Source organism: Streptosporangium sp. G12 (assembly GCF_052983175.1).
In genome coordinates, this window is the sequence record NZ_JBRIQO010000005.1 from 92,079 (window position 1) to 103,830 (window position 11,752).

Genomic DNA, 11,752 nt, shown 5'->3' on the forward strand with positions numbered 1-11,752 from the left:
TGTGCGGCGACGGCCTGGCCGCGCCAGGTGGTCGCCCGGCGCCGCGTAAGCCTGAACGAGGACCGCGTCAGCGGGCCTCACCGTCCGGGCTCACGCGAACAGCGCTGACACCGTCCAGGCTCGCGCCAAGACCGGCCAGGATCGCGCTCAGCCCGTACTCGAAGTCGGCGTCGGCCGCCTCGCGGGACTCCCCCGGTGCCGGGCGGTCGGCGCCCGCCTGCTCCTCGACGGCCCACCCGACGGTGTAGCGGCTGATGACCAGGACGGCCCGCCGGGCGTCCGCCGGGGGGAAGCCCGCCTCACCGAGCACGTCGATCACGAGGTTGGAGGTCGCGACCTGGTTCCCGACGGGCCGGGTGCCGATGTGCAGCCGCGCGCCGTCGCGGTAGGTCAGCAGGCTCCGGCGCAGTGCCCGCGCCCGTTCGGCGAGCCAGCCGGCCCAGTCCTGGCCCGGTCCCGGGCGGGCCAGGTGCGCGAACGCGTCCTCGACCATGGCCGCGGCCATGTGGTCGAGCAGCTCCCGCTTGCTGCCGAAGTGGCGGTACAGGGCCGGTGACTGCACGTCGAGCTCCTGCGCCAGCCGCCTGGTGGTCAGCCCGTCGAGCCCGACCTCGTTGAGCAGCCGCAGCGCCGTACGCATCACCGTGGCGCGCGTGTGTCGCATCCGTTGCCTCCCCACGTCTTGTTATCGACGATAACTTCACCTGGCCAGAGGCGCTCGGACCGCGGATCCTCGCGAGCCGGGCTCCAGAAGATCACCTCGTGTTCACGCCAAGGGGTGGCGAAGGTCGCCTGAGCGATTTACGTTCCGGCTGATGACCATGTATCGGCCAACCCGGAGGCAACGATGGATCGTCGGACCGTGTTACGCGCTGCTGTCATCGGAGGCGGGGGCGCGGCGTTCTCCGGAGCGCTGTGGGGGCAGGCCTTCGGCGCCGTCGCCCAGCCAGGACCCAGCCCGTACGGCGGCCTGCTCGCCGCGGACGCGAACGGCATCCAGCTCCCGCCGGGGTTCACCAGCCGGGTGATCGCCCGATCCGGGCAGCGGGTCGCCGGCCACACCTGGCACTGGGCGCCGGACGGCGGGGCGTGCTTCCCCGACGGCGCCGGCTGGATCTACGTGTCCAACTCCGAGATCCCGCTCGCCGGAGGGGCCTCCGCGGTCCGCTTCGCCGCCGACGGCTCCATCACGTCGGCGTACCGCATCCTGTCCGGCACCAACCTCAACTGCGCCGGTGGCGCGACCCCGTGGGGCACCTGGCTGTCGTGCGAGGAGATCGCGCTCGGCCGGGTCTTCGAGACCTGGCCCGCCGGCGGGCGCTCCGGCGAGGAGCGCACCCGGATGGGCCGCTTCAAGCACGAGGCCGCCGCCTGCGACCCCGTACGGCAGGTCGTCTACCTCACCGAGGACGAGGACGACGGCTGCTTCTACCGCTTCGTCCCCGACACCTGGGGTGACCTGCGTACCGGAAGGCTCCAGGTGCTCTGCGCCCCGGCCGGTCAGGTCACCGGCCCGGTGACCTGGCAGGACATCCCCGACCGCGACGGCTTCCCGACCGCGACGCGGCGCCAGGTCGGCGCGGCCAAGCACTTCGACGGCGGCGAGGGCTGCTGGTACGACCGCGGCGTCTGCTACTTCACCACCAAGGGCGACAACCGGGTCTGGGCGTACGACACCGCCGCCTCCACCCTCGACCTGGCCTACGACGACTCGCTGGTGACCGGCGGCGCCGCCCCGCTGACCGGCGTGGACAACATCACCGGAGCGCCCAACAGCCGCGACCTGTTCGTCGCCGAGGACGGCGGCGACATGGAGATCAACGTCATCACCTCCGAGGGCGTCGTGGCGCCGTTCCTGCGGGTCCTCGGCCAGTCCTCCTCCGAGGTCACCGGCCCCGCGTTCTCGCCGGACGGCTCGCGCCTGTACTTCTCCTCCCAGCGCGGCACCTCGGGATCGTCGACCGGCAGCGGCGGCATCACCTACGAGGTGACCGGCCCCTTCCGCGCCCAGCCCTGACGGTTCCTCCCCGAACGGCGTCCGGGCCGGGCACCGGGCGCCGCTCGCGGAACGCCCCGGGGTCACCCCACCCCGGCCGTTCCTCGCGTGCCGGACGTCCCGCGCACGGTCCGGCGGGCCACGAGGAAGAGGGCGAGCGCGCCGAGGACGAGGATCACCTGGCCGATCAGGTTGGCGGTGTTCGCGGTGCCGTGCAGCATGAGCAGGAGGAAGCCGCCGAGCGCGTAGGTCAGCAGCGCGCCGCCCGCCAGCGCGAGCCGGTGCGCGGCGCCCCAGCCTTCGCGTCGCGACCACCGGCTGATCACGATCGTCGTCGCGGCGAGCAGCGCGATGCCCGCGGCGACCCCCCACCAGTCCTCGGGACGGAAGAAGAACGCCGCGGACGCGACGAACCCCAGCGCGCCCACCGGCCAGGGCCCCGGCGTCCGCCCGCCCGTCACCGGACGGGGGCGCCGCCCGACGAGGAACGCGGCGACGACCAGGAGCGCGACCACGACGGCGGCGCCGATCCGCTGCGGCGGCGAGGCCATGAATCCGCTGTCGTCGTAGATGCCGCTGAAGAGAACGAGGGAGCCGAGGACGAACACGACGCAGGTGACGATCAGGCCGGGTACGCCCAGCCAGGGGGTGGTGGCCCGGCGGGGCACCAGGATCTCGACGAGGGCGATCGGGACGCCGATGCTCCAGATCACGTGTCCGGCGGTGAACCCCACGGCGTTGGTCGCGCTGAGACCCGGTGCCGGGATGAGGGTGGCGGCGCGGGAGACGTCCCCCTCGAACAGCGGGGCGGGGTTGAAGAGGGTCTGGTCGATCAGGGTCGCCTCGAGCACGCCGTACGCGCACCCCAGCAGGATGATCGCCGGCCAGCCGCGCCCGGTGCGCCGGACCACCTCGCGAATGATGATCGCGCCGCCGCCGTACATCGGCGCGAGGATGACCAGGCCCCAGATGTCGGACGAGGGGACGTTGCCGAGCAGGTACTCGGCGACCAGCGGGGAGAGAAGGAACAGCCCGAGGGCGGGCGCGATACGCCGTAACGTCCCCGGACGCCCGCCGGGAGCCACCGGAGCCGTTCGAGCCGCCTCAGCCGCCTCAGCTGCTTGATCCGCCTGAGGCGTCTGGGACGCATGAGATGTCCGGGCTGTCTCGGACATCCGGGTCGTCCGGTCCGCCTGGGTCGCGAGCCGTCGGTCGTCGGGAGGGTTTCCGGTCATGGCGGTGACGCTAGGTCCGGACGGCCTCCGCGCGCATCGAACGCGGGAGCGGCCTTCGCCCCCTCCTCCGGACCGAGCCCGCCCACGCCTCTCCCTCCTGGGACGGAGACGGCGGCACGCACCGGGTCGCTCATCCGCTCATCCACGGACAGGTGATCCGTGGATAAGCGCGACATGGACCGGCCCCGTGGCGTTTGCGACGCTTACTTCAACCGTAAACAGCCTCTGACCAGGGAGTTATCATGAAAGACGTGTCTGTGCCCGATCTGACCGGGAAACTCGCCGTGGTGACCGGTGCGAGCGACGGCGTCGGCCTCGGTCTGGCCGTACGCCTGGCCCGGGCGGGCGCCGAGCTCGTGCTGCCGGTCCGCAACCCCGTCAAGGGCGAGGCGGCCGTCGCGCGTGTCCGCGCGGCGGCTCCCGGAGCGACGGTCTCCCTCCGTGAGCTCGATCTGGCCTCGCTGGACTCCGTGGCCGCCTTCGCGAAGAGGCTGAACGCCGAGGACCGGCCGGTCGACATCCTGATCAACAACGCGGGCGTCATGTCGCCCGCCACCCGGCACACCACGGCCGACGGCCTGGAGCTGCAGTTCGGCACGAACCACATCGGCCACGTCGCGCTGGTCGGCGGGATCCTGCCGCTGCTGCGCGCCGGCCGGGCCCGTGTCACCACCATGTCGAGCAGTGCCGCCCGCACCGCCAAGATCGACTGGGACGACCTGCAGAGCGAGCGGAAATACTCCCCGATCCGTTCGTACGGGCTGTCGAAGCTGGCCAACCTGCTGTTCGGCCTCGAGCTCGACCGGCGCAGCCGGGCCGGCGGCTGGGGCGTCGTCAGCAACGTCGCGCACCCCGGCACGACCCTGACGAACCTCTACGCGTCCGGCCCCAACCTGGGCCGCAAGCGCCCCTCGCCGCTTGAGGCGATCATGACGCGGCTCTCCCGCGTGGGCCTGTTCGTGCAGACCGTCGACAAGGGCGCGCTCCCCGCCCTGTACGCGGCCACCGACCCGCGGGCACGGGGAGGCCGCCTCTACGGGCCCGACGGCTTCGGCCAGTTCACCGGGGGCCCGACCGAGCTGGCCGTCTACAGGCCGGCCCGTGACGAGGCCGCCGCGACCCGGCTCTGGGACGTCTCCGAGCGGCTGGCCAGGGTCGAATTCGCCTCCGCCTGAGATCCTCACGGCGGCCGTTCCCGGAAAGGGGAGACTCACCACATGGACAGGGCCGAGCTGGCCGAGTTCCTGCGCACCCGGCGGGAGGCGCTGCAGCCCGAGGACGTCGGGCTGCCTCGCGGGCGGCGGCGGCGCACCGGCGGGCTGCGGCGCGAGGAGGTCGCCGCGCTGTGCGGCATGTCCGCCGACTACTACAGCCGGATCGAGCAGCGGCGCGGGCCCAACCCGTCCGAGCAGATGCTCGCCGCGATCGCCCGGGGACTGCACCTCTCCCTTGAGGAGCGCGACCACCTGTTCCGCCTCGCCGGCCACGCCACCCCGCGGCGGGTCTTCCGCGGCGACCACATCAACCCCGGGATGATGCGCATCTTCGACCGGCTGGAGGACACCCCCGCGCAGGTGATGAGCCATCTCGGCGAGACGCTCAGGCAGACCCGGCTCGCGGTGGCGCTGATGGGCGACGAGAGCGTCCACACCGGGATGGCGCGCAGCATGCACTACCGCTGGTTCACCGACCCGGCCGCGCGGCTGATCTATCCCGAGGACGACCACCCGACGCACGACCGCCTCTTCACGGCCAGCCTGCGCGACGCGTACACGCGGGACGGCAGGGGCTCGCGCGCGGCCGCGCTGGTCGACGCGCTGCTGGCGGCGAGCCCGGAGTTCGCCGCGCTCTGGCACGAGCACCCCGTCCTGGGCCCGTTCTGCGGGACGAAGCGCATCCTGCACCCGCGGCTCGGCCTGCTGGAGCTGCACTGCCAGACCCTGGTCGACCCCGACCAGTCCCAGATGCTGCTGGTCTTCACCGCCGTGCCGGGCAGCGAGAGCCAGGAGAAGCTCCAGCTGCTCCCGGCCCTCGGCGATCTGCGCGTCTGAATCCGTACCCGTCGGGGTCGTCCGGAGCGCGGCTCCCGGAGGACCGGCTCCTCGTTCAGGTGGAGCGCGGGCGCACGAGTCCCACGTCGTAGGCGAGGACGACGGCCTGGACCCGGTCGCGCAGGCCGAGCTTGCGCAGCACCGAGGAGACGTGCGTCTTGACCGTGGCCTCGGTGAGCACGAGCCGCTCGGCGATCTCGGCGTTGGACAGCGCGAGCGCGACCAGCCGCAGCACCTCGACCTCCCGCCCGGTCAGCGAGCCGAGATCGGGCGGCGAGCCACCGGGATCAGGCAGAACGGTGACGAAACGGTCGAGCAGCCTGCGGGTGACCGACGGCGCGAGCAGCGCGTCGCCGCGCGCCACCACGCGGATCGCCTCCACCAGCTCGGCGGGCCGCACGTCCTTGAGCAGGAACGCGCTCGCCCCGGCGCGCAGGGCGGCGAACACGGACTCGTCGACGTCGTAGGTGGTCAGGACGATGACCCGGACCGGACTCCCCGAGGCGACGATCCGCCGGGTCGCCTCCAGCCCGTCGACGCCGGGCATCCGCACGTCCATCAGGACGACGTCGGGCCTCAGCCGCTCGACCAGAATCGCGGCCTCCCCGCCGTCCCCTGCCTCGCCGACCACCTCGAGATCCGCCCTCGCCTCCAGGATCATCCGGAAGCCGCCGCGGACCAGCGCCTGGTCATCGGCGATCACCACCCGGATGCTCATCGCACCGCCTCCAACGGCAGGCGAGCGCGGGTACGGACGTTCATCGCGGCGCCCTCAACGGCAGACGGACACGAACGTTCATCGCACCGCCCCCAACGGCAGGCGAGCGTGGACGCGGAACCCGCCGCCGGGCAGCGGGCCCGCGTCGAGGGTGCCGCCGAGCATCGCGGCGCGCTCGCGCATCCCCGCGATCCCGTGGCCGGTGCCGCCGTCGCCACCCCCCTCGTCACCCGTGCCGCTCCCGCGCCCGTCGTCGAGGATGTCCAGTTCGAGCATCCCCGCGGCGGCCCTGACGGTCACCTCCGCGCGGCCGGCGCCCGCGTGACGCAGCGTGTTGGTGAGCGCCTCCTGGACGATCCGGTAGGCGGAGAGGTCGACCCCGGCCGGCAGCGCACCACCGGTACCGGCGCCGGTTCCCTCCCTGCGCACCGCGACCTCCAGACCGGCGGCGCGGAACGGCTCCACGAGCTCCCCGAGCCGGTCGAGTCCCGGCCGCCGGAGCGACTCCTCGCCCGTCTCCGGCCGTACCACGGCCAGCAGCCGGCGCAGTTCCCCGAGCGCGTCGCGCCCCGCCGCCTCGATCGAGCGCAGCGCGGCGCGCGCCTGGTCGGGGCGCTCGTCGAAGACGTCGTCGGCGGCCGCCGCCTGCACGACGATGACCGAGACGCTGTGCGCGATCACGTCGTGCACCTCCCGGGCGATCCGCGCCTGCTCCTCGCCGACCGCCCTGCGCGACTCCTGGTCGATCGCCACGCGCCGGTTGCGCACGACCTCGCCGAGCGCCCAGGCGACGACCGGGAACGCCATCGCGAACTGCGCCTCCTCGCTGGAGGCGGTGAGGAAGTTCGACGCGGTCAGCGCGAGCAGCGCCGCGAGCGCGGGCAGCGACACGCGGGGCGGCCGGGCGGCGGCCAGCGAGCCGAGTGCGATGAGGCCCGCGAACGGAAAGATCCCCTGCGGCGCGAGGAAGTGGACGAGGGCCCCTCCGGCGAGCGCGATCGCCATCACCGGCACCGGATGGGAACGCCGCCACCACAGCGCCACGCCCTGCGCCGCACCCGCGATCGTCCCGAGGATCACCAGCGGACCGGCGCGCGGCACCACCTCGTCCATCACTAGGGCGACCAGATACAGCCCCACGACGAGCGAGACGGCGACGTCGGCGACCAACCGGAGCGGGCTGCGGGACGAACGGCGCACTTCCGGAGTATCGCAGATCGGTCACCGCCCCATCGCGAGCCCGGACGGCGCGGGCGACGGGAAGGGCGCGGAATCCCTTTCCGGATTTCCGTTGTCCCCGGCCCGCCCGCCGGTCTCCTGTACAGGAGCGAACACGTCCGGCACCGGACACGACCGACAGGAAATCCGCGGTCCGGCCCATCCGGCACGCCTCCCGATACGCCGACAATGTCCGATCTCTACTCCCCGTACGAAGGACCTCATCCATATGAGTGAGACTGTTCCGCGTGGTATCGCAGCAGGTCGCACGGCTGTTCGTCAGGTACGCCGCGCCGCGCTCGTAAGTGCGCTCGTGGCCGTCGTGGGCGCCTCCGCGGTGAACGGCGCCCTTCCCGCGGGCGCGGCCGAAGCCCCCCTGTCGCAGGGCCGGGCGGCCGTCGCCTCCTCGGTCGAGCGAGGCGACCTGTCCGCCGCGGCCGCGGTCGACGGTGACAGCGGCACCCGCTGGTCCAGCAAGTTCACCGACCCGCAGTGGCTGCAGGTGGACCTGGGCAGGTCCACCGCGATCAACAAGATCGTGCTGAACTGGGAGCGCGCCCACGCCACCGCGTTCCGGATCCAGACGTCCTCCGGCGGCGGCCGGTGGAAGACGATCCACAGCACGACCGCGGGCAAGGGCGGCGTGCAGACCCTCAACGTGTCGGCCACCGGCCGGTACGTGCGGCTCCACACCACCAAGCGGTCCAGCCAGTACGGCGTCTCGCTCTGGGAGTTCCAGGTCTTCGGCAAGGGCTCGGCCACCCCGGTGCCCAGCGCCACCCCGACCAGGCCGGCGCCGAGTTCGAGCCCGAGCCGCACCCCGAGTTCCACCCCCAGCGCCACGCCGACCAAGCCGACGCCGAGCTCCACCCCGAGCTCCACTCCCAGCAAGACCCCGACCACGCCGGTCCCGGAGGTCCCCCCCACGGGAACCTCCGGCAAGAAGGGCGTGGGCGTGTGGCAGGCGCCCAACGTCAGCGCGGCGCTCGAAGCCTCCGGCGCGAGCTGGTACTACACGTGGTCCACGAACCACAACGGCGTCACCACACCCAAGGGGACGGAGTTCGTCCCGATGATCTGGGGGGCCGACAGCGTCACCGACCAGAACCTCGCCCAGGCGAAGAACGCCGGCTCTCCCTACCTGCTCGGTTTCAACGAGCCGGACTTCGCCGAGCAGTCCAACATGACCGTGGACAAGGCGCTGTCGCTGTGGCCGAGGCTCACCGCGACCGGCCTGAAGGTCGGCAGCCCCGCCGTCGCCTGGGGCGGTGACCGGGCGGGCGGCTGGCTGGACCGGTTCATGACCGGGGCGGCCCAGAAGAACTACCGCGTCGACTTCGTCACGCTGCACTGGTACGGCGGCGACTTCCGCGCCGAGGCGGCGGTCGGCCAGCTCAAGTCGTACATCCAGGCCGTGTACGAGCGCTACCGCAAGCCGATCTGGCTCACCGAGTACGCCCTGATCGACTTCTCGAACGGCGTCCGCTTCCCCACGGACGCGCAGCAGGCCGCCTTCGTCACCGCGTCCACCAAGATGCTGGCCTCCCTGCCGTACGTGCAGCGCTACGCCTGGTTCGGCCTGCCCTCCTCCGACACCGAGCCCAACAGCGGGCTGTTCCGGAGCAACGGCGTCCCCACCCTCGCGGGCCGCGCCTTCCAGGCGGCCGAGTGACCTAGATCATCGCCGAGGACCCGGGCCGGGTCCGCGGCCTCCCCACGTCTGGCCCGCGCGAGTCCTGTCTCGCGCGGGCCAGACCCGTTTCTCCTCCGGCCGAAGTCCGGACGAGCGCGTATTTCTCCATGGTGGGCGCGTTCGGCAGGGCGCTACCTTGCCGGTTGTACGGACGCCACCGAACAGACGGGGCGTTCCGATCGTCAGGTGCGGCCTTCGCCCGCCATTCAGAAAACGGAGCATCTCATGTCGCCTGTCCATCCCCGTTCCGGCGCCCTCGGGCGCAGGTCCTCGATCGCCGCCTCGGCGCTCGCCGCGGCGGCGGTCGTCGCCGGGGTCCTGGCCACCTCACCGGCCGCGTCGGCGAGCGCGGGCACGCTGGTGAACATCTCACCGCAGAACGCCCCGCAGACCGCGCTGGCCAAGAGCCCGGCCACCGCCGCCCTCGGCATCGCGGTCCTGCAGAACGACGGCCCCTTCCTCAACCAGCGGTGGACCATGGAGCAGGTCCAGGTCCTGGGAGGCGGCAGGATCGCCTTCACCTTCGCCAACCAGCAGGGCGGCTGCCTGGACGTCAACGGCAAGTCCAAGAGCAGCGGCGCGGCCGTGATCACCAAGGCGTGTGACGGCAGCCTCAGCCAGCAGTGGATCCGTGACTTCAGTGTCAACGCGACCTTCCTGAAGCTGGAGAACCGCAACAGCGGCCTGGTCGCCACCGCCGACGGGAGCGGCAGTGGAACCAGGATCACCCAGCGGTCCGACAACGGGGACTTCAACCAGCGCTGGTCGATCTTCGGGGTCTGAGCGAGACGTCCGAGCGGGCCGTCTCAGCAGATCGCCTGAACGGACGTTCGAGCGCGACGCCCCGGCCGGGGGCCCGGGGAAAGGCTTCGGGGGAAGCCGGGGCGCCCCGCCTGCAGGGGACGGACAGGAAGGTGGCGAGCAGGAGGGGAACGCCACCTTCCCGGGAGTCCGGGCGCCGGGATCGCGGGACACCTCCCGCGCTTCCGGCGCCGAGCCGTTTCCCGGCGACTCCACCAGGGGTGACACGGCCGCCGCGCTCTCCGCTCGGCGCTCTCCGCTCGGCATAAAGGATTCTCCACACGAAGAACTCTCTACACGAAAAGAAAGGATAAAAGCCCTATTTAGGTATGATTCGCATGATCGGCGACTCGGTGTTCGCATACGTCTCACATCTGTTGAGAGGATCATCCGCATGAACAGCCCCTTCCGGACCGCGCCACCGACGTTCCGCGCGGCCACCGTCGCGGACGTGCCCGCCCTGGTGCTCCTGGTCGATTCGGCGTACCGGGGCGAGTCGAGCCGCGCCGGATGGACGACCGAGGCGAACCTGCTGAGCGGGCGGCGGACGAACGCCGAGAGCGTGACCGCCGAGATCGAGAAGCCGGAAAGTCACATGATCGTCATGGAGGTGGAAGGCGAGATCGTCGCCTGCTGCCAGGTGGAGCACCGGGGCGGGTACGCGTACTTCGGGATGTTCGCCGTACGCCCCACCCTGCAGGGCGGCGGCTTCGGCAAGGCGGTCCTCGCCGAGGCCGAGCGCTTCGCCCGCGACGCCTGGGGCGTGGGCGAGATGCGCATGACGGTGATCTCGGCACGCGAGGAACTCCTGGCCTGGTACGTGCGCCGCGGCTACACCCGCACCGGCGAGATGATCCCCTTCCCCTACGACGACGAGAGCGTCGGCGTGCCGACCCGGGACGACCTGGAAATGGAACTCCTGGTCAGGAAACTCGGCTGAGCGAGAGGCGGCGACCCGCCAGGCGGGAAGGGCTCCCTCGCAGCGGACGGATCGGCGGATCCATCCGTGACCGGCCGGTCACGGAGGTAGCGTGGCAGGGATGAGCGAGCCCTATCCCGACCCCGCCGACTGGTACGCCACCCTGCCCAGCGTGTTCGTCTCGGCCTGCATGCTGCTCACCGACGCGGAGGACCGCGTCCTGCTGGTCAAGCCCAACTACCGGCCCGGCTGGAACTTTCCCGGCGGGATCGTCGAGGAGGGCGAGGCACCCCACGACGGCGCCACGCGCGAGGTGGCCGAGGAGCTCGGCGTGTCCGTCAAGGCGGGCGAGCTGCTCGTGGTCCAGTGGATTCCGCCGGCGAGGGACCGCCCCCGCGCAATGATCAACTTCATGTTCGACGGCGGCGTCCTGGACGACCCCGCCCGCATACGGCTGCAGGTCGCGGAGCTCGACGAGGCGGCGTTCCTCCCCTGGGACGCCGCCGCCCCCCTCCTGCCGGCGCACGTCGCGCCCCGTCTCGCCGCCGGACGCCTGGCCCGCGAGAACCAGCACCCCGTCTACCTGCCGGACGACCCTCCGGGCGCCGAAGGCTGAGAAAGCCGCTCACGGGCTCGGCGGAGGCGCGACGGAGAGCTGACCTGGGATTTAAGGCGATAAAACGGGTAGGGCCGCGGTATGACCGAAACACCCCCAGACCGCGAGGGTCTGAGCGACGAGCAGGCGATCGAGGTCGAGGAGTGGACCGACGACCTCGGCCTCAACCACGAGATCGTCGAACACGACGACGAGCACCAGGACACCCTCGACGAGCGCCTCCGGCGCGAGGCACCGGACCGCGAGCGGAGCCCGCGTGACGGGACCCGCCTGGTGGCGCCGGACGAGGGGCTGAGCCCCGACGAGACCTCGGAGGAGTACGCCTCGGAGGCGGGTCTCGACGACGGCGACCTGTCCGCCGAGGAGCGCGCCGTCCACATCGAGCCCGACATCGAGTACCGCGACACCTGAGAATCGCCGCGGAAATCCCGGCGCTCGCGAACCGGGCACGAATCACCGGACGCGCCCCCGGGCCTCATCGACACGACGAGGCCCGGGGCGAACG

At 72.1% G+C, this 11,752-nt stretch carries 12 protein-coding genes; 8 read left to right on the top strand and 4 right to left on the bottom strand.

Annotated elements, in window-relative coordinates; genetic code table 11:
- Window positions 1–67: 67 nt before the first annotated feature.
- Window positions 68–664, bottom strand: coding sequence for a TetR/AcrR family transcriptional regulator C-terminal domain-containing protein (locus ACVCAG_RS09510; protein WP_440087667.1), 597 nt, complete (start codon window positions 662–664; stop codon window positions 68–70).
- 198 nt (window positions 665–862) lie between these two features.
- Between ACVCAG_RS09510 and ACVCAG_RS09515 the strand changes: the two genes are divergently transcribed.
- Window positions 863–2,017: an alkaline phosphatase PhoX gene (locus ACVCAG_RS09515; protein WP_440087668.1), complete on the top strand. Its 1,155-nt coding sequence runs from the start codon at window positions 863–865 to the stop codon at window positions 2,015–2,017.
- A gap of 62 nt (window positions 2,018–2,079) precedes the next feature.
- Here ACVCAG_RS09515 and ACVCAG_RS09520 read toward each other — a convergent pair whose 3' ends face one another.
- Window positions 2,080–3,081 (bottom strand): hypothetical protein, encoded by a 1,002-nt coding sequence (locus tag ACVCAG_RS09520; protein WP_440087669.1) that lies wholly within the window; start codon window positions 3,079–3,081, stop codon window positions 2,080–2,082.
- Between the two features lie 392 nt (window positions 3,082–3,473).
- Between ACVCAG_RS09520 and ACVCAG_RS09525 the strand changes: the two genes are divergently transcribed.
- Both ACVCAG_RS09525 and ACVCAG_RS09530 read left to right on the top strand, forming a co-directional pair.
- Window positions 3,474–4,406 carry an SDR family oxidoreductase gene (locus ACVCAG_RS09525; protein ID WP_447189740.1) on the top strand — a complete coding sequence of 311 codons (933 nt, stop codon included), beginning with the start codon at window positions 3,474–3,476 and terminating at the stop codon, window positions 4,404–4,406.
- Window positions 4,407–4,448: 42 nt separating this feature from the next.
- Window positions 4,449–5,282: an MmyB family transcriptional regulator gene (locus tag ACVCAG_RS09530; protein ID WP_440087671.1), complete on the top strand. Its 834-nt coding sequence runs from the start codon at window positions 4,449–4,451 to the stop codon at window positions 5,280–5,282.
- Between the two features lie 55 nt (window positions 5,283–5,337).
- Here ACVCAG_RS09530 and ACVCAG_RS09535 read toward each other — a convergent pair whose 3' ends face one another.
- Together ACVCAG_RS09535 and ACVCAG_RS09540 are read right to left on the bottom strand one after the other, a co-directional pair.
- Window positions 5,338–6,000 (bottom strand): response regulator, encoded by a 663-nt coding sequence (locus ACVCAG_RS09535; protein WP_440087672.1) that lies wholly within the window; start codon window positions 5,998–6,000, stop codon window positions 5,338–5,340.
- Window positions 6,001–6,078: 78 nt separating this feature from the next.
- Window positions 6,079–7,200 carry a sensor histidine kinase gene (locus ACVCAG_RS09540; protein WP_447189741.1) on the bottom strand — a complete coding sequence of 374 codons (1,122 nt, stop codon included), beginning with the start codon at window positions 7,198–7,200 and terminating at the stop codon, window positions 6,079–6,081.
- Between the two features lie 247 nt (window positions 7,201–7,447).
- Here ACVCAG_RS09540 and ACVCAG_RS09545 point away from each other — a divergent pair, with 247 nt between their 5' ends.
- The 5 genes from ACVCAG_RS09545 (at window position 7,448) to ACVCAG_RS09565 (ending at window position 11,658) form a co-directional block, all read left to right on the top strand.
- Entirely contained in the window at window positions 7,448–8,890 is a 1,443-nt protein-coding gene (locus tag ACVCAG_RS09545; protein WP_447189742.1) for a glycosyl hydrolase, read from the top strand.
- Window positions 8,891–9,136: 246 nt separating this feature from the next.
- Window positions 9,137–9,694, top strand: a complete 558-nt coding sequence (locus ACVCAG_RS09550) for an RICIN domain-containing protein (RefSeq protein WP_447189743.1) — start codon at window positions 9,137–9,139, stop codon at window positions 9,692–9,694.
- Between the two features lie 412 nt (window positions 9,695–10,106).
- Window positions 10,107–10,652 (top strand): GNAT family N-acetyltransferase, encoded by a 546-nt coding sequence (locus ACVCAG_RS09555; RefSeq protein ID WP_440087676.1) that lies wholly within the window; start codon window positions 10,107–10,109, stop codon window positions 10,650–10,652.
- Between the two features lie 100 nt (window positions 10,653–10,752).
- On the top strand, window positions 10,753–11,247 hold the full coding sequence (locus ACVCAG_RS09560) for an NUDIX domain-containing protein (protein WP_440087677.1): 495 nt from the start codon (window positions 10,753–10,755) through the stop codon (window positions 11,245–11,247).
- An 81-nt stretch (window positions 11,248–11,328) separates the two neighbouring features.
- On the top strand, window positions 11,329–11,658 hold the full coding sequence (locus tag ACVCAG_RS09565; protein WP_440087678.1) for a DUF5709 domain-containing protein: 330 nt from the start codon (window positions 11,329–11,331) through the stop codon (window positions 11,656–11,658).
- Window positions 11,659–11,752: the final 94 nt, after the last annotated feature.